Annotated in this window: 26 protein-coding genes and 1 pseudogene; all 27 read left to right on the top strand. The window is 43.1% G+C overall.

What is annotated here, in order from left to right:
- Positions 1-102 precede the first annotated feature (102 nt).
- Positions 103-1,725: a long-chain-fatty-acid--CoA ligase gene (locus DT065_RS04580; RefSeq protein WP_114371293.1), complete on the top strand. Its 1,623-nt coding sequence runs from the start codon at positions 103-105 to the stop codon at positions 1,723-1,725.
- A gap of 111 nt (positions 1,726-1,836) precedes the next feature.
- Positions 1,837-3,051: an acyl-CoA dehydrogenase gene (locus DT065_RS04575; RefSeq protein WP_114371291.1), complete on the top strand. Its 1,215-nt coding sequence runs from the start codon at positions 1,837-1,839 to the stop codon at positions 3,049-3,051.
- A gap of 29 nt (positions 3,052-3,080) precedes the next feature.
- Positions 3,081-4,244, top strand: coding sequence for a thiolase family protein (locus tag DT065_RS04570; protein ID WP_114371289.1), 1,164 nt, complete (start codon positions 3,081-3,083; stop codon positions 4,242-4,244).
- 20 nt (positions 4,245-4,264) lie between these two features.
- Positions 4,265-5,440: an acyl-CoA dehydrogenase family protein gene (locus DT065_RS04565; RefSeq protein ID WP_114371287.1), complete on the top strand. Its 1,176-nt coding sequence runs from the start codon at positions 4,265-4,267 to the stop codon at positions 5,438-5,440.
- A 31-nt stretch (positions 5,441-5,471) separates the two neighbouring features.
- Positions 5,472-6,227, top strand: a complete 756-nt coding sequence (fabG, locus tag DT065_RS04560) for a 3-oxoacyl-ACP reductase FabG (protein ID WP_114371286.1) — start codon at positions 5,472-5,474, stop codon at positions 6,225-6,227.
- Positions 6,228-6,241: 14 nt separating this feature from the next.
- Positions 6,242-6,691 (top strand): MaoC family dehydratase N-terminal domain-containing protein, encoded by a 450-nt coding sequence (locus DT065_RS04555; RefSeq protein WP_114371284.1) that lies wholly within the window; start codon positions 6,242-6,244, stop codon positions 6,689-6,691.
- Complete coding sequence (locus DT065_RS04550; RefSeq protein WP_114371282.1) at positions 6,688-7,092, top strand: MaoC/PaaZ C-terminal domain-containing protein; 405 nt, start codon at positions 6,688-6,690, stop codon at positions 7,090-7,092. Before DT065_RS04555 ends, DT065_RS04550 begins: the two co-directional genes overlap by 4 nt.
- Positions 7,093-7,163: 71 nt before the next feature.
- Positions 7,164-7,571: a 2-phosphosulfolactate phosphatase gene (locus tag DT065_RS19495; RefSeq protein ID WP_160112407.1), complete on the top strand. Its 408-nt coding sequence runs from the start codon at positions 7,164-7,166 to the stop codon at positions 7,569-7,571.
- Positions 7,572-7,623: 52 nt separating this feature from the next.
- Positions 7,624-7,911 (top strand): 2-phosphosulfolactate phosphatase, encoded by a 288-nt coding sequence (locus DT065_RS19490; RefSeq protein WP_250645671.1) that lies wholly within the window; start codon positions 7,624-7,626, stop codon positions 7,909-7,911.
- On the top strand, positions 7,908-8,393 hold the full coding sequence (locus DT065_RS19665; protein WP_335743575.1) for a phosphotransferase family protein: 486 nt from the start codon (positions 7,908-7,910) through the stop codon (positions 8,391-8,393). Before DT065_RS19490 ends, DT065_RS19665 begins: the two co-directional genes overlap by 4 nt.
- A 13-nt stretch (positions 8,394-8,406) precedes the next feature.
- Positions 8,407-8,955, top strand: a complete 549-nt coding sequence (locus DT065_RS19660) for a phosphotransferase family protein (protein ID WP_335743574.1) — start codon at positions 8,407-8,409, stop codon at positions 8,953-8,955.
- Between the two features lie 32 nt (positions 8,956-8,987).
- Complete coding sequence (locus DT065_RS04530; RefSeq protein WP_114371276.1) at positions 8,988-9,968, top strand: NADPH:quinone oxidoreductase family protein; 981 nt, start codon at positions 8,988-8,990, stop codon at positions 9,966-9,968.
- Between the two features lie 25 nt (positions 9,969-9,993).
- Positions 9,994-11,628, top strand: a complete 1,635-nt coding sequence (locus tag DT065_RS04525) for an AMP-binding protein (RefSeq protein ID WP_114371274.1) — start codon at positions 9,994-9,996, stop codon at positions 11,626-11,628.
- 55 nt (positions 11,629-11,683) lie between these two features.
- Positions 11,684-13,249 (top strand): acyl-CoA carboxylase subunit beta, encoded by a 1,566-nt coding sequence (locus DT065_RS04520; protein ID WP_227002730.1) that lies wholly within the window; start codon positions 11,684-11,686, stop codon positions 13,247-13,249.
- Between the two features lie 25 nt (positions 13,250-13,274).
- A complete protein-coding gene (locus DT065_RS04515) occupies positions 13,275-14,018 on the top strand; it encodes an SDR family NAD(P)-dependent oxidoreductase (RefSeq protein ID WP_114371272.1) in 744 nt (247 codons plus the stop codon).
- Positions 14,019-14,083: 65 nt separating this feature from the next.
- On the top strand, positions 14,084-14,245 hold the full coding sequence (locus tag DT065_RS18775) for a hypothetical protein (protein ID WP_160112406.1): 162 nt from the start codon (positions 14,084-14,086) through the stop codon (positions 14,243-14,245).
- 270 nt (positions 14,246-14,515) lie between these two features.
- On the top strand, positions 14,516-16,072 hold the full coding sequence (locus DT065_RS04510) for an acyl-CoA carboxylase subunit beta (RefSeq protein ID WP_114371270.1): 1,557 nt from the start codon (positions 14,516-14,518) through the stop codon (positions 16,070-16,072).
- Positions 16,073-16,127: 55 nt separating this feature from the next.
- A complete protein-coding gene (locus DT065_RS04505; protein ID WP_114371268.1) occupies positions 16,128-16,568 on the top strand; it encodes a hypothetical protein in 441 nt (146 codons plus the stop codon).
- 29 nt (positions 16,569-16,597) lie between these two features.
- Positions 16,598-16,858: a hypothetical protein gene (locus DT065_RS04500; RefSeq protein WP_114371266.1), complete on the top strand. Its 261-nt coding sequence runs from the start codon at positions 16,598-16,600 to the stop codon at positions 16,856-16,858.
- A 42-nt stretch (positions 16,859-16,900) separates the two neighbouring features.
- Positions 16,901-18,355: a sodium:solute symporter family protein gene (locus tag DT065_RS04495; protein ID WP_114371264.1), complete on the top strand. Its 1,455-nt coding sequence runs from the start codon at positions 16,901-16,903 to the stop codon at positions 18,353-18,355.
- Between the two features lie 64 nt (positions 18,356-18,419).
- On the top strand, positions 18,420-18,644 hold the full coding sequence (locus DT065_RS04490; RefSeq protein WP_114371262.1) for an acetyl-CoA carboxylase biotin carboxyl carrier protein subunit: 225 nt from the start codon (positions 18,420-18,422) through the stop codon (positions 18,642-18,644).
- A 14-nt stretch (positions 18,645-18,658) separates the two neighbouring features.
- On the top strand, positions 18,659-20,392 hold the full coding sequence (locus tag DT065_RS04485; RefSeq protein ID WP_114371260.1) for an AMP-binding protein: 1,734 nt from the start codon (positions 18,659-18,661) through the stop codon (positions 20,390-20,392).
- A 15-nt stretch (positions 20,393-20,407) separates the two neighbouring features.
- A pseudogene (locus DT065_RS04480) lies at positions 20,408-21,738 on the top strand (acetyl-CoA carboxylase biotin carboxylase subunit).
- Positions 21,739-21,771: 33 nt separating this feature from the next.
- A complete protein-coding gene (locus DT065_RS04475; protein WP_114371258.1) occupies positions 21,772-22,248 on the top strand; it encodes a thioesterase family protein in 477 nt (158 codons plus the stop codon).
- 32 nt (positions 22,249-22,280) lie between these two features.
- A complete protein-coding gene (locus DT065_RS04470; protein ID WP_114371256.1) occupies positions 22,281-23,057 on the top strand; it encodes an SDR family oxidoreductase in 777 nt (258 codons plus the stop codon).
- Positions 23,058-23,110: 53 nt separating this feature from the next.
- A complete protein-coding gene (locus tag DT065_RS04465; protein WP_114371254.1) occupies positions 23,111-24,709 on the top strand; it encodes a long-chain-fatty-acid--CoA ligase in 1,599 nt (532 codons plus the stop codon).
- A complete protein-coding gene (locus DT065_RS04460) occupies positions 24,633-25,499 on the top strand; it encodes an enoyl-CoA hydratase/isomerase family protein (RefSeq protein ID WP_418314593.1) in 867 nt (288 codons plus the stop codon). The genes DT065_RS04465 and DT065_RS04460 overlap by 77 nt, the downstream gene beginning before the upstream one ends.
- Positions 25,500-25,687: the final 188 nt, after the last annotated feature.

The raw sequence follows: 25,687 nt of genomic DNA, 5'->3' as shown, positions 1-25,687 counted from the left end.
TCTGAATATTAGACAGAAAAAAAGTATTTAAATAGGATGAGGTCATTAAATGATTCGATTTATTTTTCAAGGTCGATTAAAAGTTCGGAGGTGTGAATAAAGGTGAATGAAAAACCATGGTTAGATGTGTATCCGCAAAATATCAGACAACAGATTGATGTGCCTCATCATAGTTTACCGCAAATGTTATTAGAAAAGGTTGAAACGTACGCGCAACATGTTGCTCTCTCTTTTCAAGGACAGGAGCTCACATATGAAGACTTAGGTGCGGTGACCTCATCATTTGCTTCCGCGTTACAAGGAGAAAACGTTCAACGAGGAGATCGCGTAGCTATTATGTTACCCAACTGCCCCCAGTACGTCATCGCTTGCTACGGTACATTGATGGTTGGAGGCACTGTTACTCAGATCAACCCTATGCTGACCGAAAGGGAATTAACCTATATTTTGAATGATTCCGGTGCGGAAACGATCGTTATTCTAAATGATTTATATCAAAAAATGAAAGCGGTTCAAAACGAAACGATGGTAAAAAATGTCGTTGTCGTAAACTTGACGGCGAACAGCACGTCCGTTGAACCAGCGGTCACGTTCGATGAGTTCCTGGAGAAAGGTGGTGAACAAGAGGTATCACAGGTAGCCCTGAATCCAGAGGAAGATATCGCCGTGTTGCAATATACAGGGGGAACAACAGGTCGTTCCAAAGGGGTCATGCTTACTCACCGGAACTTGATGGCTAATCTCGTACAAATATATGAATTTTTCAAAGAAGATCTATCTTTTGGTTGTGAACGTATACTAACAGTTATTCCTTTATTCCATGTTTATGGAATGTCGAACGGTATGAATTTGGCTATTTTTCTTGGAGCGACCAATATTATGCTGCCCAGGTTTGATGTTCAGAACGTATTAGAGACGATTAAAGAAGAAAAGCCGACCATGTTCCCCGGAGTACCGACGATGTATATCAGTTTATTAACGCACCCTGAAGCTGAAAAATACGGTTTGGACAGCATTCGTGTATGCATTAGCGGTAGCGCACCGATGCCGGTTGAGCGTATGAAAGAATTTGAACAAAAGACAGGCGCCAAGATTTTGGACGGTTACGGACTTTCCGAAACTGCACCATCAACGCATGCCAATCCATTGTTTGCCGAACGAAAGCCAGGCAGTGTCGGTATTGGTTTACCATCAACAGACTATAAAATCGTGGATACTCATACTGGACAAAAGGTTCTGCCACCAGGTGAAACAGGGGAAATTATTATTCGCGGTCCTCAGGTGATGAAAGGATATTGGAAAAAGAAAGAAGAAACGCAGCAGGCACTTCGCGACGGCTGGTTGTATACCGGCGATATGGCGTACATGGATGATGAAGGTTACCTTTATATCGCTGATCGAAAAAAAGATATGATTATTGCCAGCGGCTATAATGTTTATCCCCGGGAAGTGGAAGAGGTTCTCAATGAGCATGCAGCGGTTTTGGAAGCAGCTGTCGTCGGGGTGGCCGATGATTATCGTGGAGAAACGGTCAAAGCCTTTATTGTGCTGAGAGAAGGAGCGTCGATCACAGAAGAGGAGGTTATTGCACATAGCCGTAAGTATTTGGCCGCATATAAAGTTCCGCGTTTTGTCGAGTTTCGGGAGGAGTTGCCTAAAACAAACGTCGGGAAAACTTTGCGCCGCTCCTTGAGAGAAGAACAAAATCAAACGCAATCTTCATAGTCACTATGGAAAGGGGGGATAAAAACACATAATTTAAAAATCGCTGATGGCACGATCTGAAACTATTGTAACATACCAATCGTTCAGTATAAATTTGAAAGGAGAGAAAAAATGCAATTTCAGTACTCGGAAAAGGTGATCGATTTACAACGTCAAGTAAATGAGTTTATGGAGACCTACGTTTATCCGAATGAAAAATTATACGAAGATCAATTGAATCAACAAGAAACCCGATGGTCTTCAGTTCCGCCAATCATGGATGAATTAAAAGAGAAAGCAAGAGAAAAAGGATTATGGAATCTTTTTTTGCCGGACAGCGACTACGGAGCCGGTTTATCCAATGCTGAGTATGCACCTCTTTGTGAAATCATGGGACGATCTATGATTGGCCCCGAAGTCTTTAACTGTAGTGCCCCGGACACAGGAAATATGGAAGTTTTGGTTCGGTATGGTTCCGAGGAACAAAAAAAACAATGGCTAGAGCCGTTACTTGATGGCAAAATCCGGTCATGTTTTTCCATGACGGAACCTGATGTGGCTTCCAGCGATGCTACAAACATCAAAACAAGCATCAAAAGAGAAGGCAATGAATATGTCATTAACGGCCGGAAATGGTGGTCATCCGGAGCAGGAGACCCTCGTTGTAAAATAGCGATTGTCATGGGGAAAAACGACCCAAATGCAGCTAAACACGAACAGCAATCGATGATTCTCGTTCCGTTGGATACACCAGGGGTAAACATAGAGAGAACGACACCGGTTTTTGGATATGATGATGCGCCACACGGTCACGCAGAAATTGTTTATGACAATGTAAGAGTGCCGGCCGATCATATGCTTTGGGATGAAGGAAAAGGGTTTGCCATTGCACAAGGGCGCTTAGGGCCTGGCCGAATTCATCATTGTATGCGATTGATTGGAGCGGCAGAGCGTGCGCTTGAAGATCTATGCAATCGGGTGCAAGAAAGAGAAACGTTTGGGAAAAAAGTGTCCGAACAAGGCGTCGTGCAAGAGTGGATTGCGGAATCACGAATGGATATTGAGCAAGCTCGTTTATTGACTTTGAAGGCCGCTTATATGATGGATACGGTTGGAAATAAAGAGGCAAAGACCGAGATCGCTATGATTAAAGTTGTAGCACCGAATATGGCATTACGAGTGATTGATCGAGCCATTCAAGCATTTGGCGGTGCTGGTGTTAGTGCTGATTATACACTTGCTCATCAATGGGCTAATGCCAGAACATTACGGCTTGCAGATGGTCCTGATGAAGTACATCGTAGACAAATTGCAAAATTGGAACTTAAAAAATACTCGAATGCTTAAAAATCATAAATAAAAAGGTTGATGCACAAATGGAAGATGTAGTTATCGTTTCTGCCGTACGGACGGCCATCGCGAAAAAAGGCGGGGCGCTTGCTACCGTCGACCCGGCCGTGTACGGGGGAGAAGTTATAAGTGAAGCGTTGAAGAGAGCCGATGTCGAACATGAAGCCGTAGAAGATGTTATTTTCGGCAACTGTTTGAGCGGGGGTGGGAACATCGCGCGCGTGTCGCTTCTCGAAGCGGGGTTGCCGGTGGATGTTCCCGGGCTCACGATTGATCGTCAATGCGGTTCCGGAATCAATAGCGTCGCCCTTGCTGCCGAGAAAATTATCGCCGGTAACGCCGATGTGGTCGTTGCCGGTGGCACCGAAAGCATGACACGCAGTCCGCATCTTTTGGCGGTTCAAGAAAAAGCGTACGATCTCCGACCGCCGAAGTTTATCAACCCTAAACTATCGCCCGATGAAATTGGTGACCCACCGATGGGGATTACGGCAGAGAACCTGGCGGATCAATATGAAGTGAGCCGTGAGGAACAGGATGCCTTCGCCTTAAGAAGTCAGGAACGGATGGCGGATGCGATTGATAAAGGCTATTTCAAAGATCAAATCGTGCCCATTGAAGTGAAAACGCGGAAAGGTACCGTAACTTTTAACCAGGATGAGCATCCGCGCCCTGACGTTACAAAAGAGTCGCTCGGCAAACTTCCGGCAGTATTTAAAAAAGACGGCAGCGTTACCGCCGGCAGCTCCTCCGGGATTAACGACGGAGCGTCGGCATTGGTGTTGATGTCCGGGACTGAAGCCAAGAACCGCGGGCTAAAGCCATTGGCGACGGTCAAGGCGTCAGCTGTCGCGGGTGTTGATCCGAACATTATGGGTATTGGTCCTGTCCCGGCGGTAAAAAAAGTGCTTGAAAAAACCGGCGATCAACTCGATGATTTTGATTTAATAGAGATTAACGAAGCGTTTGCCGCACAGGTGCTCGCGTGTGACCGGGAACTTTCTTTTGACATGGATAAAGTCAATGTGAACGGGGGAGCAATTGCCCACGGTCACCCGATTGCTGCCACCGGCGGCATGCTTGTGACGAAATTATGCTATGAACTCGAGCGCCGCGGAGAGAAGAAAGGACTAGTCACCGCTTGTATCGGCGGCGGTCAGGGAATCGCGCTGGTCGTGGAAAAAGAGTAACTTAGGGGGAAAGGAAACCTATGCATTTACGCTTAACCGAAGAACAAAAAATGGTGCAAACAACGATCCGTAAATTCGTGGAAAAAGAACTGATGCCACTGGAAAATGATGTGCTTCGCAATGAGCGGGAAGGGAAACCGAGCCTTTCGGAAGAAAAAATGCATGAACTGCAACAAAAAGCGAAAGATGCCGGCTTCTGGGGTATCAATACACCGGAAGAATACGGGGGTGCTGACCTCGGGCAGGTCATGTACGCGATCGTCATGATGGAAGTATCGAAAACGTTCGTCCCGTTCACATTCGGCGGTTCGGCCGATAACATTTTGTATTACGGCAACGAAGAGCAAAAGGAAAAGTACTTGTTGCCGACGATCAACGGCGAGAAAAAATCCTGCTTCGCCATGACTGAACCCGGCGCCGGTTCTGATACGCAAAACATCAAAATGACCGCTGAAAAAGACGGCGATGAATGGGTGCTGAACGGCGAAAAAACATTCATCACCGGCGGAAATGAAGCGGACTTTGTGATGGTGATCGCGATCACGGACAAGGAAGCACACGCGCGTAACGGCCGTGACGGCACCACCTGCTTTATCGCGGAACGAGACATGGGATGGAAATCTGAATACATCGACACGATGGGCGAATGGGGACCGGCTTCGCTTATTTTCGATCAAGTACGCGTGCCGGAAGAAAACATTTTAGGCGATTTGCACCGTGGTTACGACCTAGGGTTGGAATGGATTGGTTTTGCACGGTGGGGCGTGGGAGCAGGCGCGGTTGGCGCTTCTGAGCGCTTGCTTAATATGGCGATCGATTATGCCCAGGAGCGTGAAACATTCGGGAAGCCGATTGCTAGCCGCCAAGCGATCCAATGGCAAATCGCGGACTCGGCGGTTGAGCTTGAAGCTGCTAAATGGTTGGTCTTGAACGCGGCCTTCACCTTGGACAACGGCGAAGACAATCGTCATCTGGCATCGATGGCGAAACTGTATGGCGCTACCAAAGCGAACGATATCATCGATCGTGTGATGCAAATACATGGTGGCATGGGCTACACGAAAGAGCTCCCTATCGAACGCTGGTACCGGGAAGCCCGGCTATGGAGAATCTATGACGGCACCGATGAAATCCAGCGCTTGATCATTTCCAGAAACCTATTAAAAGGGCACGTGAAATTGGGGCAATACATTTAAATAAATCTATATAGAAATAGGAGTGGAACATATGACACATTTTTCCGAGCAAACGGCATTCGTGACCGGAGGAAGCCGAGGCATCGGTCGCGGCATTGCCGAGCGTCTTGTTAATGACGGTGCGAAAGTGGCAGTTATAGATGTCAACGAAGAGGCTTTGGCAGAGGTGCGCGAGCACTTTTCCGACCAAGATGTTTTAGCGATCAAAGCGGACGTCACGAATCGCAATGAAGTAGAAAATGCAATGAAAGAAGCGTATGAAGCGTATGGCTCTATCGATATTCTCGTCAATAATGCTGGCGTTATCCGGGATAACATGCTGTTTAAAATGACAGAAGACGATTGGCAAACGGTCATGGATGTGCATTTGAAAGGATCCTTTAATGCCGCGAGTGTAGCTCAGGAATATATGGTGAAACAAAAATACGGACGTATTATTAATCTATCTTCCAATGTTGCTTTAGGTAATCGTGGTCAAGCGAACTACTCAACGGCAAAAGCAGGCTTACAAGGGTTTACAAAAACATTGGCGATTGAACTCGGGAAATTTAATATTACCACTAATGCTATTGCACCGGGATTTATTGAAACGGACATGACGAAGGCGACGGCTGAACGCCTCGGTATCTCGTTTGAAAAATTAGTTGAAGCAAGTGTAGCAAACATCCCGGTGGCACGTAGCGGTAAACCGGAAGACATTGCGAACGCGGCGGCATTTTTCGCCGATAAACATTCCTCGTTTGTGAACGGGCAAGTCTTATACGTCGCCGGCGGACCAATGGCATAAGGAGGAGTAACATCATGCTTGAACATATGATTGGCAAACATTCAGACAAGGTGAGAAACACAATTGAGCGAGGCGCTGTGCGAAAATTCGCTGAAGCCATCGATGACGCGCACCCGATTTTCGTTGATGAAGCGGTGGGGCAGGCGACCCGTTACGGGAAAAACATCGCCCCTCCGACGTTTCCAATTGTATTGGACTATGGGGAAATTCCCGATTTTGAATTAGAAAATAAAGGACTTATTCACGGCGAACAAATCTATCATTATGAACGCCCGCTTTTCGTTGGCGAAGACATTCATTGCTGGGCGGAAGTGAAAGATTACAAGGAAAAAGCGGGAAAAAGCGGAACGATGGGGATTCTTACGCTGGAAAGCAACGGCGAAGACAGCGACGGAAAACGTGTCTTTCGCGCCGAACAAGTGATTATTATTACCGAAGCGGTTAGAAAGGGGATGGAAGCATGAGCGCAATTGCAGAAAAACAGACCGGCGACACGCTAGAAACCGTAACCCTTTCCCCGGTTTCTCGGCTCGATTTAATTAAATACGCCGGCGCATCCGGTGACTATAACCCGATCCATACGATTGATCAAGAAGCAGAAAAAGCGGGACTACCGGGCATCATCGCCCATGGTATGTGGACGATGGGCAATCTCGCCAAACTTTTCACCCCTTATTACGAGGAAGGATTTATTGAGACGTATAAAATTCGTTTCCGCGGCATGGTCTTCCTCGGCGACGTGATTTCGCTAAATGCGGAAGTGAGCGAGCAAACAGCGGACAAAGTAACGTTCGATGTTTTGGCAAGCAACGAAAAAGACGAAGCCGTTCTGAAAGGGACAGTGGTTTTTGCGTTATATACGTAAAAAAGAAGAGGGTATCATCGTTTTGTATGGTGCCCTCCTTTGATAGACCGAAAGAGGTGACCATTTACAATATGAAAAAATGCCACTTATGGCTATCGACAGAAGAAATACAACCCGAAAAATTAAAAAACGCGACAACCGTGGTGATCGATGTCATGCTCGCGACGACGACCCTCGTCACTATTATGGAGCGGGGTGCCCGCCGCATTTATCCGGTCGAGAGCGTTTATGAAGCCCATAGCATGAAGGAGTTTCTCGGTCACCCGGCTGTGCTCACCGGAGGCGAGTTGGGCGGAAAGCCGGTGGAAGGCTTTGACTGTGCTCATTTGCCCGATGAATATACGCCGGAACGTGTTAAGGATCATGACATTGTGTTTTTGTCTTCCAATGGCACACGTGCGATTACAAAAGCAAAACCGGCGAAGCAATTGCTACTTGGAAATTTGCGCAATGCCTACACCATCGCGGTAATACCTTAACCAAACCGCGACGGAAGACGTCTACATCATTTGTGCAGGGTCGCTCGGACAAATGTCCTTGGAAGATTACGTTTGCGCAAGCATTATTTTATCAAGGCTGAACATGGAGAATGTTCGCTTAAATGATGCCGCGGTCTTTGCATTGGAGCATAACTACGATAATAAAGAAACGATTGGCGATATTTTGGCTAAAGGGCGCGTGGGACGAAATTTCATGAAATTGGGCCTCGATGAACTGTTTGATTTTGTGATCGATGTGGGATTGTCTACATCGGTTGTTGAGCTCTACGAAGATGGATCGCTCAATTTTATGCACGAGGGGAGTGAAACGACAAAATGACCCAATCCGTACGCAACGGGGAAGAACTGGACATAACGAAAGTGAAAACCTTTTTGGATAATCATCTGAATGATATTCCAAAAGACGAACCGTTAAAAGTCGAACAATATTACGCCGGCGCATCGAACCTTACTTATCTTTTATCTTGCGGCGAGTGGCAAGGTGTTTTGCGCCGCCCGCCGTTCGGGCCGTTGCCGCCGAAAGCCCACGACATGAAACGGGAATACGAGATACTTGCTCGGCTCAGCCCTGTTTTCCCGCTGGCGCCGAAGCCTTATGTGCTCGGAGAAAATACGTCCATAATGGACGCCACGTTTTACGTCATGGAGCGAAAAGAAGGCGTCGTCATCGATGGGAAGTTGCCCGAAGGTGTACAGGAAACGAAAGAACTCGGCAGGGATTTGTCCTTTAAATTTATCGATACGTTGGCAGCGCTTCACCGGGTGGACACCGAAAAAGCCGGTTTGGCATCAATTTGGTAAACCGGAAGGGTTCATGGAACGCCAAGTCCATGGCTGGCTCAAACGGTATGAACGGGCCAAAACCGAAGACATCCCCGAATATGAAAATCTGAAAAAATGGCTTACCGAAAACATCCCTGCAGACGGGGAGACGACGGTCATTCACAATGATTTCAAGTTTAATAATCTCTTATTTTCCAAAGATCTATCCGAGATAAAAGCGGTCGTGGATTGGGAAATGGCAACGATTGGCGATCCCTTATTTGACCTCGGCGTCGTCCTAAGTTACTGGATTCAGGACGACGATCCGGAACTTTTACAATCCACATTCCAAACGGTAACAAAAAAACCCGGCTTTTTAACGCGCAGGGAACTGATTGATCGTTATGCAGAAAAAAGCGGGCGGGATTGTTCATCGATCCATTTTTACCAAATTTTCTCTTACTTTAAATTAGCTGTAATTTCTCAACAGATTTATTTTCGCTGGAAAAACGGCCAGACGCAAGATGAACGGTTTAAGTATTTTGGCGATAGAGCTAGCAAATTAATTACATTTTCGTGGCATCACTTAAATGAAAAATAACGAACTTACCAACAATGAAAGGAGCATAAATCATGCAAGCATGGCTAGTAAAAGAACTTGCTGATCCTGATCAGGCATTATCATTGGAAGAGGTAAATAAACCGGAAAATAATGAAGGGCATATTCTTATTCGAACCAAAGCGGCATCTTTGAATTTTTTCGATATTTTATTATGTCAAGGAAAGTATCAGGAAAAGCCGCCGCTGCCTTTTACACCGGGTGCCGAAATCGCAGGCATCGTAGAAGCAGTTGGGGATGGAAGTCACTATCAGGTTGGGCAAAAGGTACTGGCAAGGCCGCCACTTCCCAATGGCGGCTTAGCAGAATGGGTTTCTGTTTCTGAGAACGAAGTGTTCTCTGTCCCTGAATCAATGTCATTTCATGAAGCGGCAGCTATGTATATCACTTATCAAACCGCTTATTATGCCCTACACCATCGTGGGAACGTCAAAAAGGATGAAGTAATACTGATTCACGCGGGCTCCGGAGGCGTTGGATCAGCGGCCATTCAACTCGGGAAAGCTGCAGGCGCACGTGTTATTGCTACAGCGGGGGGCACTGAAAAAGTACAAATATGCAAAGAACTAGGAGCAGATGTCGCGATAGACTATTTGACTGATGATTTCGTGGATATTGTAAAACAAGAAACAAACGGAAAAGGTGCCGATATCATTTATGACCCCGTTGGCAGTGATACATTTGATCGTTCTCGCAAATGCATCGCATTTGCCGGACGACTGCTTGTCATTGGATTTGCCGGTGGACGTATTCCGGAAGCCCCGGTCAACCATGCCTTAGTCAAAAATTATTCAATTGTTGGTGTGCACTGGGGATATTTTGCTCGTTTATATGAGGAGGAAATGATAAGCATTCACGATACGCTTTGTTCACTTTATGAAGAAGGAAAAATAAAGCCGCTGATTTATAAAAATTTCTCCTTTGAAGAAGTTCCTCATGCTTTGAATTTGTTGGGTGATCGGAAGACGTATGGGAAATTGGTCGTAGATGTGTAAGAACTTTATAGAGGGAGGGATAACAATGAATTCTTATTTAAAGCAACTTGAGCCATTAGATTACCGACTTGGTGAAAAACCGTTACATGAATATCTTATTCAAAATGCGAACGATCACTCCAATCAAACAGCATACAATTTTTACGGAAATGAGATTAGTTGGAGTCAATTGGTGGACGATACACGACGGCTGGCCAAGTTTCTTCAAAACAAGGGAGTTGCAAAAGGAGATAAGGTTGCATTATACATGCAAAACTGTCCTCAGTACTTATTGGGTCATTACGCAATACAAATGCTGGGTGCAACGGTCGTTCCCTTAAATCCAATGTATAAAGCATCGGAACTTGAATATTTCATCAATGAAGCTGAAATTATGGCAATGATTGCAGGCGACGAGTTGTATGATCAAGTAGACGCTATTAAAGCCAAAACGCCTTCCCTTCAATTTGTAATGACCACTGCTTATACGGATTACCTGTCTGAAAATCGCACGTTGCCTTTGCCCGATGAACTTAAAAGGGAAAAACAAAAGATAGATAACACCTTTGATTTAGTAGAATATTTAGTCGTGACAGAGCCGCTCGATAAGATAGAATCTATTGATCTCTGGGAAGATGTGGGACTAATGGTGTTTACTTCTGGTACCACTGGAAGACCTAAAGCAGCGATGCTCACGTTTGGGAATGCACTATTCAAAACAGCTGCAGCAGCGCAAGGGTATCAACTAAAGCAAAAGGATCGAACCATGGCGATGGCTCCTCTCTCCCATATAGCGGGTATGCTAATGGGGGTCAATCTCCCTGTCTATCATTCCAATTCTTGTATTTTGTTGACACGCTTTGACCCTGTGGCGGCGATTCAGGCCATTGATCGTTATAGAGTGAACAAAATGTACACGGTAGCCCCGATGAATGTAGCGATATTAAATGAAGCGAAAGAAAAAGATTATGACTTGTCTAGCTTGGAAATCAATTTCGCAACCAGCTTTGGAATGGCTGTCGATGAACAATTAGCAAAGGCGTGGGGAAAACTTACAAATGGTTGCCTGCTTTTTGAAGCGTCTTATGGTTTAAGTGAAACGCATACAGCTGACACGATGATGCCTGTGGATAAAATCAAATATGGAACATGCGGAATTCCGACTTATCAAACGGAAATCCGTATTGTAGATACGGAAACAGGAGAAGACTTGCCCCCGGGAAAGCAAGGCGAAATCGCCGTAAAAAACCCCGGTGTGTTTAAAGGATATCTCAATCGCCCCGAAGCAACAGCAGCTACCTTGCGGGATGGTTGGGTTTTCACAGGGGATATCGGCACGCTGGATGATGAAGGCTATTTAACCTTCAATGGTCGGGTAAAAGAAATGATCAAAGCATCCGGTTTCAGTGTCTTCCCGGAAGATGTGGAAGCATTAATGAGTGACCATGAAGCCATTGCTCAAGTTGCTGCAATTGGTGTTCCGGATAGTGAACGAGGCGAGAGTGTAAAAGCTTTTATTGTTTTAAAACCGGATTATGTCGGAAAAATCACTGCGGATGAGATTATTACCTGGAGTAAGGGTCATATGGCGGCGTATAAATACCCGCGTGAGGTAACTTTTGTTGATCAATTACCGGCCACGAGCTCCGGCAAAGTGTTACGAAGATTATTAAAGGAATAAAATTGGTCTCCTCCTTTCAAATCATCACGATAATCATATGGGTAAGGAGTTATATATGGATAAGTCAATTAAAGAGCAAAATATGGAAATGGAACTTAATGACCTATCGGATCGAAAAGAACGTGCGCGCTTGGGAGGTGGCAAGGAAAAGATTGAGCGCCAGCACAATTTGGGGTATTACACCGCAAGGGAGCGTATTGATCAACTCGTTGATCCGGATTCATTTTTGGAATTGGGGATGCTTGCCCACTCCGACCAAGAGGGGAGTGAAGAGAAAAGTGCCGGAGATGGCGTTATTATTGGACTCGCAAAGGTAAACGGACGCCCGATCGTCCTTCAGGCAGCAGATAAAACCGTTTTTGCCGGAACAGAAGGCAAAGTATATTTCCGAAAAACACAAGCAGCACATAACTATGCTTTAAAACGAGGATTTCCTCTACTAAACCTTATGGAAGGCGGAGGTTTGCGGATGCCGGATGGGATGGGTTCGGATGGCATAAGCCAAGTGCTTTTTCCAAATGAGCTTCTCACCCATCATCGGGAAGTTCCCATGATTACAGCCATTTTGGGGGATAGTTTTGGGGGGCCTACATGGACAGCTGTTTCCTCGGATTTTGTGACCCAACTTAAAGGGACTTCCATGGCAGTGGCCGGACCACGCATGCTTGAGATCGCTACAGGGGAGAGGGTCTCAAACGAAGAACTCGGCGGCTGGGAAATCCACGCGAATCACACAGGACAAGTGGATCAATTCGCTGAGAATGAAGAAGATGTGATCGCCTCGTTAAAACAGTTTCTTGATTTCATGCCATTAAATGGGGATGAAGAACCACCCTTGAAAGAAACGAATGATGATCCATTCCGAAGCCTGGATGAGGTGGTTAACCTTGTGCCTACCCGCAGACAGAGGGCCTATGATATGAAAAAAGTGATCGAGCTCATTGCGGATGACCATGAATTTTTTGAAATGAAATCTGCTTACGGAACAGCACTTATCACTGTTTTAACTAGAGTGAATGGGCGAACAGTGGGTGTTATTGCAAATCAACCGATGAAATTTGCAGGTGCTGCAGGCGATAAAGAATGTGAGAAGGCAACTGATTTTATCGTTATGTGTGATTCATACAATATTCCACTTATTTTTCTACATGACACACCCGGTTTTCGCGTATCGAGTGAAGCTGAGAAGATGAAAATGCCAACGAAAATTATGGTTTGGAATCAAGCACTCGCCCAGTCAACCGTTCCTAAGATTTCTGTAGTTATTCGCAAAAGTATCGGAGCTGCTTATGGAAATATGTGCGGCCCAACCATGGGGGCTGACTTTGTAGTGGCGTGGCCAACGGCTGAAATTAATTTTACAGGACCGGAAGTGGGCATCAACGTCGTGTACGGACGTGAGTTGGAAAAATCGGAACAGCCGGAAACAGAACGAATGGAACTATTGAAATCTTGGAGCTTTGACAGTTCGCCATATAAAGCAGCCGGTAAGTTTATGCTTGATGATATTATCGATCCAAGAGAAACCAGGAAGTTTTTGTCTCAAACATTAGAATATGCATGTGAAAGAAACGGTTCAAGGAGCGAGCGTCGACTTGCCAATTGGCCGACTGGGTTTTAATCAAATATAAGAAAAGGTGATTGTTATGCGTTTGAAAGATAAGGTTGCCATTGTAACCGGTGGCGGAGGTGGCATCGGCAGATCTGTCGCATTGCAGTTTGCCGAGGAAAAAGCCAAAGTAATGGTATCAGATGTAGATGAGGAAGCCGGAAAAAAAACCGTAAACCTAATAAATGAAAAAGGCGGAGAAGCGGGATTCATCCGTACAGATATTACAAAACCTGATGAAGTAAAAGGGATGATCGATGAAACAATAGATGCCTTCGGATCCCTCAATATCTTATTTAATAACGCAGGTGTTAATTGTGATGAGAAAAAAATGCCTGATGTCTCTTTTGAAGAATGGCAGCACGTGATGGATATTAATATCAACGGGGTATTTCTAGGGATGAAGCTTGCCATCCCTCATATGGAACCTGGCAGTTCGATTATTAATACCGCCAGCATAGCAGGAATAAAAGGACAAAAGCTCGTTTCTGCTTACTCGGCCTCTAAAAGCAGTGTCATTGCATTAACAAAGACAGCTGCAACGGAGTTTGGGAGGCAAAATATACGTGTCAACGCTATTGCTCCGGGAATCATCGAAACGAAAATGGCAGATGATTGGAAGAAAACGGATAAGTGGCCCATTTTATCTAAAGCCAACGCCCTTCGAAGAACAGGGCAACCAGAAGAAGTTGCAAATGCGGTATTATTCTTGGCTTCCGACGAGTCGTCTTTTATTACGGGAGAAACGCTTATTATTGATGGCGGGACATTAAATCTATAACGCGCATTTCAACATTATAAGTTTGACTTTAATAGATAATTGATTCTAACGGAAAGGAGAAATCGATGAACGAGCAACAATACCTTGATAAATTAGAGAATCTGCGGAAGAAAAACTGGCCTGACTCGTTGCCAAGTAAGCCCCATTATCCATTTGGAGAGATACTAATAACTTGGAGAGATACTAATAACGGATTATTTACAAAAGTATGCAAAACTTACACCTGATAAACCTTGTATTATATGGTATGGAAATGTTCACAACCGTTATCGGATGTAGAGATGTCTAAAAAGGTCAATCGATTTTGACAATATATTCGTACACGTATTAATTTTCTCTCACTACCTAAGTCGCAGTTACTATTCATATAACGTGCCCTACTGATGGCGCTTTAGTTTTCATAAGGTAAAACAAACTTGACATTACCAAAGGTCCCAAGTCTATGCGTCAGTATATGGTAAGAAAAAAAGCTGAAGCGAAAAGGGAGGATAACTATTATGAGCTGGCAGCCCGAAGTGGATGAACTCAAAAGATTGGAACGCCTGGCCCATAAAATGGGAGGGGCTAAAAATGTTGCGAAACATCATTCAAAAGGGAGATATACAGTCAGGGAACGTATCGACAAGCTTTTAGATCCGGATACTTTCCACGAAACCGGAGCATTGGCCGGTAAGGCTTCTTATGATGAAGACGGAAAAGTGAAAGATTTTCAACCCGCAAACTTTTTATTAGGGACAGGAAAAATAGATGGCCGCAAGGTTGTTGTCGGGGCAGATGATTTCACTGTTCGTGGCGGCGCTTCAGATGGAGCAATTTTGGGGAAGCAAGTTTACTCGGAATTGATGGCCAGCGAACTGCAATTGCCTATGGTCCGATTAGTTGATGGCACTGGCGGTGGAGGCAGCGTTAAAAGTTTTAGCGACATCAACGCGACCTATGTGCCTGTGAACCCTGCTTGGGATCATGTCGTGAACAATATGGGAAAAGTTCCAGTCGTCGCAGCCACAATGGGTTCTGTTGCCGGGCTCGGCGCTGCAAGAGTAGCTGCTTCACATTTTTCCATAATGATCGAAGACACTTCTCAACTGTTTGTCGCCGGTCCGCAAGTTGTGAAGCACGGAAGAGGATACGAAGTAACAAAAGAAGAATTAGGGGGTACCGACGTTCATCGTTCGAGTGGAGCGGTCGATAATATCGTTCAATCGGAGGAAGAGGCTTTCGAACAAATTCGAACTTTTTTGTCCTATCTCCCTAAAAATGTATGGGAACTGCCACCTTGGCAATCTTCGAATGATCAAGTGGATAGAAAAGATGAAGAACTCATATCGGCCATACCGAGAAACAGAAGGAAGCCATATAAAATTCGTAAAATTTTAGAAAAAATATTTGATCATGAGTCAACATTTGAAATGGGAAAATACTACGGAAGAGGCACCGTCACCGGTTTTGCACGTTTAAACAGTTACCCGGTTGGATACCTCGCATCCGATCCCTATATTTTAGCCGGTGGACTAACCGCAGAAAGCAGTGAAAAAATAGAACGTTTCGTGGATTTATGCCAAACGTTTCATTTACCGATCGTTAATTTTGTTGATCAACCCGGAATGGTCATAGGTGTGGAAGAAGAAAGAAAGGGAACGATTCGAAAGGGCGTACGGGCAATATCGGCGATATATCAGGCAACAGTACCAATGATTGAAATCATTCTCAGAAAAGTCTTTGGGGTCGGCGGGGCAGGTATGATCAATGGGCACGGGCTTCATCAACGTTACGCGTGGCCTTCCGGTGATTGGGGATCGTTGCCGATTGAAGGAGGCGTGCAAGTAGCGTACCGAAGAGAACTTGAAGAGAGTGAAAACCCTGAACAGTTACTAAAAAGTTTGATGGACGACATGGAAGAAATACGCTCTCCATTTCGGACAGCAGAATCATTTGGGATTGAAGAGATTATCGATCCCCGTGATACGAGACCGTTGTTGTGTGAATGTGTAGATGATGCTTATCGGCTTTTGCCTCAGCATATGGGTCCCTCTTCACATACGATGAGGCCTTGAGCATCTTAAAATTTATGTATAAGTTCAAAAAACTTAAAAGAGGGGGTATGCTATAATGCTTTCACTTTATCAAACAAAATGGGAAGCTTACGTAGGTTTACAACAAAATGAAGTCTTTCAGTTGATAACGGAGATAATGAGAGAACAGGATATTAATTTTAAAGTCACTAAAGCTCCTCCTAACTTGATGTACGACAATAAAAATGAACAAATAATTATAAAAACAGATAGGTTAACTTTAGTATTAATCTATGTTTCGACTGATCCATTAACCCGTTTTTTTTCTTTTCTCTTGAGCTCTAAACAAAATTTAGGAGGGATTACATTCTTATCTATTCAATATGATTCCAAGCAAAAATTAAAATCTTTATTAAAAATGTTGACAGAACGAATGAAAGTGGCTCCTTGGAAAATAAGATCGCACCCGAGGTTTCAGTTTGCTATTTTGCTAGAGCTTATTAATAGACGAAAATGGAAGCGGATTTCAAATTATTAAAGACAAACTTCGAAACTAGGAGGTAGATCATGTCTACCAATGATAAAAATTGGTTTAAAATGCCGTCTCGTGAGGGTTTGCTCATTATTCTGATAGTGTTGTTTCTTATCGTTTTCATGTTGCCATGGAGCTATGATGTAACCATATTAAACATATCGTTGGTTGCCTGGGGTGGGCTTGCTCTACTGGTTATCCTTCCAATTTTGGCTATATTATTAACTTGGGAGAAAAAAAGCGTCCGTAAGAGTGTGAATAAAGGGGAAAATCCCAAAGTACCTGAAGATCTATAAAAGTATTTAAAATATAGGGAGGGATGTAAGTTATGAAAATGATTGAAATTTCAATTATGCTTCTGTATTTTAATTTTTCTCATTATTTTAGGTAAATATTCACAAAAGCGTGTAATACAGTCGCAAGCAAGTACGGACGAATATTATGTTGCGGGGAGACGTATTGGAACTGGTGTTAATGCTTTAGCTATAATGGCCGCTTTAGGGAGCGGAGGATCATTCATGGCTGGTGTTGGTACTGTCTGGGAACTTGGTCTCCCTTTTAACGCATGGATGACACTTGGTTCAATCGCTGGATTTGCAATTGCTAGTGTTTTAGTGGCTAAACCTATGCGAAATTCTCGAAAGTTTACTGTCACTGAATTCTTGGTGGATCGTTATGAGCATAGTTTTTTTAAGGTAGCTGTTCCGGTTGTGATCATTATAGGTTCTGCTATGTATCTCATGTCACAAATGACGGCAGGTGGCTTGATCGGCTCTTACGTCACTGGGTTTCCCTATCAATGGGGGGTGGTTATTATTGCGATTGTTTTTATTCTCTATGTTGCAATGGGTGGTATGTTAGCTGTTACTTGGACGAATATGTTGCAGGGTGCTATGATGATCCTCCTTATGTTAATTGTGTGTATAGGAGCTATTATTAATTTGCCTATGCCTTATACAGATTTTCTACTTAATGCTACAAACGAAAACCCGGCTCTCGGAGCAGTTGGGGATACTATGCCAGTAGCAGGGTATATAGGTGCATTTACCACTTGGGCAGTAGCAGTTTGTGTTGTCCCTCATTTGTTAATGCGAATTTTTACGGCCACTGATGATCGTTCGGCAAAATTATCAATGAACATTGGGATGTTGGCTTATGGCTCTTTAATGGCAGGTTCAGTATTATTAGTTACACCATTTCTGCCGTTGTTAAGCAATTCATTATTAGAAGCAAATCCATCAGACATGTGGTTGCTTCTAGTTGCTGAGCAATTTTTTGGGCCTATATTAACGGGAGTGCTAGCAGCAGGGATTATGGCAGCAGTTATGTCTTCCGTAGATGCTTTGTTATTAGCAGTTAGTAGTGCAGTCGCCTATGACTTATATCAAGGATGGCACAATCCTAAAGCTACCCAACGTCAAATTTTAAAAGTCTCAGCTTTCTCCACATGGGTGATTGGTTTAGTCGTAATGGTAATCTCACTCAATCCTCCAGATTTCTTAGTTGTACTTTATACAGCAGCTGTTGGATTTATGGCAGCTTCTTTATTCGCTCCCCTCGTACTAGGGATATGGTGGAAGCGCGCCAATCTTACTGGAGCGGTTATAGGTCTGCTTGTTGGTGCTATTAGTTATCTGATCGCCTTTATTGGATTCGACCTACCTTATAATTCTGAAATATTAGTTGCTTTACCCTTGTCTATTGTTGCAATGATTGGGGTGAGTGCAGTGACAGATAGGCCATCACATGAAGCTATAAACCGAATGGCAGCTTATCACGAAAGGGAGGTTTGAATTTTATTTCAAATATTACCTCGAGGCCCTAAAGGATAATAATGGAAAGTGAGGAAAAGTATTGATGACAGAAATAAAAGCGAGTATGAGCGGAACTGCTTGGAAACTAATGGTACAACAAGGTGATCAGGTAGAAGTCGGTGATGAGCTTATTATTTTAGAATCTATGAAAATGGAAATACCCATTGAAACGGAAGTTGAGGGTCGTATTAATGCCATATACAAAAATGAAGGAGACTTTGTTAATGAAGGTGAAACGATAGCTGAGATTGAAACATGCCAAAAATAAGTGGAGGGATCTTTATGCGCTTATTTGAAAAATCTTTAAATACAAATGATGAAATGATCACTAAAAAACTTGAACGATGGGCGGATGAGATAGGCGATAAGACATTTTTCTATTACGGGGAAGAGGGTCAGCATTTTTCCTTCAAACGATTCAATGAAATGGCAAATAGTATTGCACATTATTTACAAAATAAAGGAGTTAAAAAGGGAGATCATATTTCAGTTTTCCTTATGAATCCGCTTGTAACTACTTTATCCATGTTTGGTATATGGAAAGCGGGAGCGATTTTTAGTCCAATTAATTTTAATTACAAAGGATCGCTGTTGTCTTATCAAATCAATGATACACAGCCTGTATGGCTCATCACTGAACGTCGTATGATCCCTAGACTTAATGAAGTTGTTAAGGATTTACCAACGTTAAATGCACTTATTCATGATCCTAAACCGGATGAACATGATTATAGTGCAGATGTTTTAGACGTTAAACCAGATCACTTTAATGTATTCGATTTTAACGACACGCTCGAAGGCCCGAAAGAAAACCCTAATGTTCTGCTTAATTATTGGGATACTGCAAATATCATTTACACATCGGGAACGACAGGGCCAGCGAAAGGCGTTAGACAATCATATAGGTGGATACATGCATACACCTACTATTTGCAAAAATTCACGAGTCAAGAAGATGTGGTATATAACGATCTACCAATGTATCATGTGGGAGGCGCATTTGCCCTTTTGGCAAGAGCTGCATTCGTAGGTTCCACTGTTGCAGTTTGGGATAAGTTCAGCCCGACAGATTTCTGGAATAGGATTGAAAAAAGCGGTGCATCAACGGCTATTCTATTGGATGTTATGATTCCTTGGCTAATGAAAGCACCTAAAACATCTACAGATCATAATAATTCGCTTAGTAAGGTATATATGCAACCATTGCCTCAATATCATCACGATGTGGCTGTGCGTTTTGGGTTCGATTTTGTTTTTTCGGGATTTGGTCAGACTGAGGCAGGTAATGCTTTTGTCAGTGTCATAAATGAACTAAATGGAGTAAATGGCACACCTCAAGAGTTATATAAAGGTTATTCTTATAGAGAAACGCTTAGCATTGCCAAGGAACTTGAGGTCGAGATTAAAGAAGGAAAAGAACCATTGGAAAAAGGATTCATGGGCAAACCCTCCTCATTTCTTGAAGCGACGATTTTAAATGATCGGGACGAAGAATGTTTAGCTGGTGAAGTTGGGCAACTAGCTGTTCGACCAAAATACCCTAATTTACTTTTAGATGGGTACTACAATAAACCTGAAGCTACGATTAAAGCTTCCACAAACTATTGGTTCCATACTGGGGATGCAGCTTATAAGGATGAAGAAGGCGTATTTTACTTTGTGGATCGCATGGGGGATGTTATCAGAAAAAAAGGGGAGAATGTATCTTCCTACCAAGTAGAAGACATGCTTAGCGATCACGAATCAGTAAATGTTTCTGCCGTTTTCCCTATCCCTGCGAATGAGGGAGATGAGGATGACATCGTTGCTTGTGTGACATTAAAGGAAGGGGAAGATATTACAGAAGTAGAACTTGAAGGTTGGATAAAGAAACGTATACCTAAATTTATGCAACCATCGATTGTGCGAATCGTCACTCATATACCTCGTACAGCAACAAATAAAATAGAAAAATTTAAACTAAAAAATAATATAGTATCAGAGCTAGAGAGTATGAAGTGGGAAAGGCTGAATTGAAATACGAGGGAGGGGATGGAACTGAAAAAAATATTAATCGCAAACCGCGGGGAAATAGCAAAGCGTGTAATAAATACATGTGAAAGACTGGGATTGGAATCGGTAGTCGTTTATTCTCAAGTTGATAAAAATCTACCATATGTGCGGGAAGCAACAATATCGTATGAGATTGGCGAACCCCCCGCGGAGAAATCTTATTTGAACCAGGAAAAGATCCTTGAGGTGGCCAAAATGGAAAATGTGGATGCCATACACCCCGGCTACGGTTTTCTATCGGAAAATGCAGATTTTGTTCGTGCTGTTGAAGAAGCAGGTATTAAGTTCATTGGGCCTGGTGCAGATATTGTTGAAATGATGGGGGATAAAATCAAAGCGCGGAAAATGATGCAGTCTGCAGGGGTCCCGGTTGTACCCGGAGGCGATGGATCGGTAACCGATGTTGAGGAGGCCTCTAAGATCGCCGCAAATATTGGTTATCCAGTAATGTTAAAAGCAAGTGCTGGCGGCGGCGGAATCGGGATGCAACGTTGCGAGACAGAGGAAGAGTTAAGAAAGGCATTCACCTCCAATCAAAAGCGAGCTCAAACTTATTTTGGAGATTCCGGCATGTTTATGGAAAAAATGATTGAAAACGGACGCCATATCGAGATTCAAATTTTCGGTGATCGATTTGGAAACATTGTTCATTTGTATGAACGTGATTGCTCGATTCAAAGGCGGAACCAGAAAGTTATTGAGGAAAGCCCATCACCGTTTTTGTCAGAAACGTCAAAAGAAAAAATGTTTACTATTGCAAAAGAAGCAGCACAGCATGTTGGGTATGTGAATGCAGGAACGATTGAGTTTATCGTCGACGATAATGAAAATTTTTATTTTCTAGAGATGAATACACGATTGCAAGTTGAACATCCCGTTACGGAAATGACAACCGGCCTTGATCTAGTCGAATGGCAAATTAAAGTAGCAAATGGAGAGAGGTTGCCATTGTACCAAGACGATTTTAATCAAAAAGGGCATGCAATGGAATTTCGCCTGTATGCTGAAGATCCGAAAAGATTCCTTCCATCACCGGGTGACATTGAAGCATTTATATATCCGGAACAAGCTGGCGTCCGTGTTGATACAGGGATGGATAGCGGGACAAGGTAACACACTTTTACGACCCGATGATTGCAAAAATTATTGTAAGCGGTGCAGGTAGAGAAGCAACGATTGAGAAAGCCAAACAATTTTTTACACAGTTGACGGTGTCAGGTATTAAAAACAATGCCCCACTATTCGAAAAAATATTGTTGGATGAAGATTTCATCCGCGGGAACTACACGACAGCATTTTTACAGAGATGATGCATTAGCTCTGAAAGAAGGGAGGAACTGAATATGTCATATATAGACAGACCATTATTAGAAAGCGCGGTTTATTCAAATTGGATAGATTACAACGGACACATGTATGATGCTGCGTACGCACATGTGTTTAGCCTGGCTGTAGATCGTTTAATGACAACAATTGGAATCGATCACGATTTTCGTGAAAGGCATCACTATACTATATATACGTTAGAAACACATTTGCGTTATTTAAAAGAGGCGTATGGTGGGCAGGAGATAAAAGTAGCGGTACAACTCTTAGACTATGATAAAAAGCTATTGCATGTATTTTTCGTGATGGAGAACGATGCAGGCGAACGGTTGGCAACCAGTGAACAGATGCTTTTGTGTGTAAATATGAAGGAGAGACGTTCAACCCCTTTCCCATCATCTATTGTTACTTCAATAGAAGATCTTGCGAAGGAACAGGAGGGGCATGCTATTCCTTCTGAAGCGGGTCAAAAGATTGGCATTCGACGACATTGAAATATATAACACTTGAAGGAGTGAAGATAATAATGAGTATCCAAGAACTATTTTCGCTAGAGGGCAAAACAGCCATTGTTACTGGTGGCGGACGGGGGTTAGGAGCCCAGATCGCAGACGTATTTGGAGAAGCCGGAGCGAATGTTGTGGTTTGTTCCCGAAAACCGGAGGCGTGTGAGGAAAAAAGTGAGGAATTAAAAAAACGTGGGGTTGATTCGCTGGCATTTAAATGTGATGTAGCCAATCACGATGATGTAAAAAATGTTGTAGAGACTACGGTTGACCACTTCGGCAGCATTGATATTTTAGTGAATAACAGCGGTGCAACGTGGGCGGCACCGGTAGTAGACATGCCAACTGAATCTTGGGATAAAGTGATGAATGTCAATATAAATGGCACTTTTTATATGAGTTTAGAGGTAGGAAAAATTATGCTAAAGCAAAATAAAGGAAAAATCATAAATATTTCCTCTACATCTGGTTTTGGCGGAACAGATCCAAGTATCATGGATACCATTGGTTATAACACGAGTAAAGGGGCTGTCATGACGTTCACAAAGGATTTAGCAGTAAAATGGGGGCCAAATAATATTAATGTCAATGCCATTGCGCCGGGTTTTTTTCCGACAAAAATGTCACGAGGCTTGCTTGACAAAGGCGGCGACGCAATATTGGAAAGAACGCCATTAAAGAGATACGGGAATGATGGGGACTTAAAAGGTGCAGCACTTTTTTTAGCTTCTCCAGCTTCTGATTTTGTGAGTGGAGAAATACTAACCGTAGATGGAGGGGCACATGCTTACGCTTAAGCATAGGGGCTTGGGACGAATCACATCAAATTTTTCCATTTGGAGGGCGTCTTATGAGTAAAGTTTGGTTAGACCTTTATCCGGAACATATAAAAAAAGAAATTGAAATCCCCAATCAATCTCTACCTCAAATGTTAAAAGAATCAATTTCTGCTTATGAAGAAAATATAGCACTGCACTTTAATCGCGATGAAATAACATATCGTAAACTTGGTGAATTAACAGATGCTTTTACTGCTGCTTTGCAAAAAGCAGGCGTGCAAAAGGGAGACCGAGTCGCAATTATGCTTCCAAACTGCCCTCAATTTGTCATTAGTTATTACGGATCACTACAGGCAGGAGCTATTGTTACACAGATAAATCCAATGCTTGTTGGAAAGGAATTGCAACACATATTAATGGACTCCGGTGCGAAGACAATTGTGATTTATGAACCTTTACTACCGGTGTTAGAGCAAATTATTAGTGATACCTTTATTGAAAATGTCATTAAGGTGAATTTAGAGGGAAGGAATACAGATCATGATATTGCCGTAGGGTTTAATCAATTTCTTGAAGTAGGCGAACCACCTCTACCGGTTAATATTAATACTAGTGAAGATGTAGCGGTTTTACAGTATACCGGTGGTACCACCGGCCGTTCAAAGGGGGCGATGCTCACCCATAGGAATTTGCTGGCAAATGTAATGCAAGGGGCAGAGTTTTTCAATGATACACTAGAATTTGGAAAAGAACGTGTCCTTACAGTGATTCCTTTGTTCCATGTATATGGCATGACATCAGGCATGAACTTGGCTATCTATACTGGGGCAATGAATATTCTGTTACCAAGATTTGAACCTGAAGAATTATTAACGACCATCAAAGAAACCAGGCCTACCGTTTTTCCCGGAGTGCCGACCATGTATATCAGTTTATTAAATCAGGCCCATTTAACGAATGATTCCCTTGAGAGCATAAAAATTTGTATTAGTGGCAGCGCCCCGATACCAAAAGAAATCATACGTCAATTCGAAGAAAAATCCAAGGCCACGATATTGGAAGGGTATGGGCTTTCAGAAACGTCACCATCTACACATACCAATCCTTATTTTTCTCATAGAAAGCCGGGAAGTGTAGGCATTGGTTTGCCTTCTACCGATTACAAAATTGTAGATTTGGGCAATGGAGAAAAAGAGATGGCGCCCGGTGAGGCGGGGGAGATTGCGATTAAGGGACCTCAAATCATGAAGGGTTATTGGAACATGCCGGAAGAAACGGCGCACGCACTTAGGAATGGTTGGTTGTATACGGGGGATATCGCTTATATGGATGAGGACGGTTATTTGTATATTGTGGATCGCAAAAAAGACTTAATTATTGCAAGCGGTTACAATGTGTATCCTCGTGATGTTGAAGAAATTCTCTATGAACATCCGGCTGTGCAAGAAGCAGTAGTTGTAGGCGTCCCGGATTCATACCGAGGCGAGACGGTAAAGGCGGTTATTGTATTAAACGATGATTATCAAAGTGAGGAAGAAGATTTAATTGATCATTGTCGTGAAAATATGGCGCCCTATAAAGTGCCGCGTATCATTGAATTTAGAAAAGAATTACCAAAGACAAATGTCGGTAAAATATTACGTCGGAAAGTTAGAGAAGAGTCACACTAAAATTAATATAAAGGAGAAAAATAAAATGAATCCACTCGTGACTTATAAAAAAGAAAATGAGATTGCAGTGATAACGATTGATAACCCACCGTTAAATGTCATGAATCAACAGATACAGAAAGAAATGAAAGAGATTACGACTAAAATAAAAGCCGATGACGGAGTAATATGTGTACTTTTAACCAGCGCAGGAGAGAAAGCATTTATGGCTGGCGCTGATATAAAGGAATTTCCTCAAATGATTGAGGATCCGGATATGCGTGAACAAGTCATGTTCATGCATCAAATGTTAAATGAACTGGAAGAATTGCCTAAACCAACGATCGCTGTTCTTGATGGCCTCACATTTGGTGGAGGTTGTGAACTTGCTTTAGCATGCGACATCAGAATCGCAGAAGAGCAGATTCAAATTGGATTTCCCGAAATAAACCTTGGTCTTTTTCCGGGTGGCGCTGGGACACAAAGACTGCCCAGACTCATTGGAGAAGCAAAAGCAAAAGAAATGATGTATACAGGGGAACCTATCACAGCAGCAGAAGCTGAAAAAATCGGATTGGTAAATCGTGTCGTTCCAAACAGCGAAGCATATAAAACAGGTATGAACTTAGCACTTCAAATCACGGAAAAGTCACTTCCGGCATTATCAAAAATAAAGCAAGCGGTTAATGATGGAATGGAAGTCAATTTAAAAGAAGGTATTGAAAAAGAAGCTACGCTGTTTAAAGAAGTCTTTCAGACAGAAGATGTACAAGAAGGAGTGGAAGCCTTCATTGAAAAAAAGAAAGCCTAATTTCATTCATAAATAAAGGTGTTCGAAAGATGAGAAAATAGAACATTGTTAAAGTAACAGGTTCTTAAATGCACCGATTACCCCATATGAGTTGCATTTTCGCACCATTATTGATGCGGAAATGCAACGCTGTTTGACCGATCATTACGATTCTCCGTTTTAAAGAACTGGCATAAAATTTGCAAAAT

The organism is Salicibibacter kimchii (assembly GCF_003336365.1).
GTDB classification, from domain to species: Bacteria; Bacillota; Bacilli; order Bacillales; family Marinococcaceae; genus Salicibibacter; species Salicibibacter kimchii.
Note: the sequence above shows the minus strand (reverse complement) of the source record. Positions and strands in the feature narration are given on the sequence as shown.

Bases quoted from the DNA above. Each gene is read 5' to 3' on its own strand.
- DT065_RS04465 (WP_114371254.1), top strand. From the start codon at position 23,111: ATGAGTAAAGTTTGGTTAGACCTTTATCCGGAACATATAAAAAAAGAA.
- DT065_RS04565 (WP_114371287.1), top strand. From the start codon at position 4,265: ATGCATTTACGCTTAACCGAAGAACAAAAAATGGTGCAAACAACGATC.
- DT065_RS04510 (WP_114371270.1), top strand. From the start codon at position 14,516: ATGAGCTGGCAGCCCGAAGTGGATGAACTCAAAAGATTGGAACGCCTG.
- DT065_RS19490 (WP_250645671.1), top strand. From the start codon at position 7,624: ATGTCCTTGGAAGATTACGTTTGCGCAAGCATTATTTTATCAAGGCTG.
- DT065_RS04570 (WP_114371289.1), top strand. From the start codon at position 3,081: ATGGAAGATGTAGTTATCGTTTCTGCCGTACGGACGGCCATCGCGAAA.
- DT065_RS04575 (WP_114371291.1), top strand. From the start codon at position 1,837: ATGCAATTTCAGTACTCGGAAAAGGTGATCGATTTACAACGTCAAGTA.
- DT065_RS04550 (WP_114371282.1), top strand. From the start codon at position 6,688: ATGAGCGCAATTGCAGAAAAACAGACCGGCGACACGCTAGAAACCGTA.
- DT065_RS04515 (WP_114371272.1), top strand. From the start codon at position 13,275: ATGCGTTTGAAAGATAAGGTTGCCATTGTAACCGGTGGCGGAGGTGGC.
- DT065_RS19660 (WP_335743574.1), top strand. From the start codon at position 8,407: ATGGAACGCCAAGTCCATGGCTGGCTCAAACGGTATGAACGGGCCAAA.
- DT065_RS04490 (WP_114371262.1), top strand. From the start codon at position 18,420: ATGACAGAAATAAAAGCGAGTATGAGCGGAACTGCTTGGAAACTAATG.
- DT065_RS04500 (WP_114371266.1), top strand. From the start codon at position 16,598: ATGTCTACCAATGATAAAAATTGGTTTAAAATGCCGTCTCGTGAGGGT.
- DT065_RS04520 (WP_227002730.1), top strand. From the start codon at position 11,684: ATGGATAAGTCAATTAAAGAGCAAAATATGGAAATGGAACTTAATGAC.
- DT065_RS04530 (WP_114371276.1), top strand. From the start codon at position 8,988: ATGCAAGCATGGCTAGTAAAAGAACTTGCTGATCCTGATCAGGCATTA.
- fabG (WP_114371286.1), top strand. From the start codon at position 5,472: ATGACACATTTTTCCGAGCAAACGGCATTCGTGACCGGAGGAAGCCGA.
- DT065_RS19495 (WP_160112407.1), top strand. From the start codon at position 7,164: ATGAAAAAATGCCACTTATGGCTATCGACAGAAGAAATACAACCCGAA.
- DT065_RS04505 (WP_114371268.1), top strand. From the start codon at position 16,128: ATGCTTTCACTTTATCAAACAAAATGGGAAGCTTACGTAGGTTTACAA.
- DT065_RS04470 (WP_114371256.1), top strand. From the start codon at position 22,281: ATGAGTATCCAAGAACTATTTTCGCTAGAGGGCAAAACAGCCATTGTT.
- DT065_RS04485 (WP_114371260.1), top strand. From the start codon at position 18,659: ATGCGCTTATTTGAAAAATCTTTAAATACAAATGATGAAATGATCACT.
- DT065_RS04555 (WP_114371284.1), top strand. From the start codon at position 6,242: ATGCTTGAACATATGATTGGCAAACATTCAGACAAGGTGAGAAACACA.
- DT065_RS04525 (WP_114371274.1), top strand. From the start codon at position 9,994: ATGAATTCTTATTTAAAGCAACTTGAGCCATTAGATTACCGACTTGGT.
- DT065_RS04475 (WP_114371258.1), top strand. From the start codon at position 21,772: ATGTCATATATAGACAGACCATTATTAGAAAGCGCGGTTTATTCAAAT.
- DT065_RS19665 (WP_335743575.1), top strand. From the start codon at position 7,908: ATGACCCAATCCGTACGCAACGGGGAAGAACTGGACATAACGAAAGTG.
- DT065_RS18775 (WP_160112406.1), top strand. From the start codon at position 14,084: ATGAACGAGCAACAATACCTTGATAAATTAGAGAATCTGCGGAAGAAA.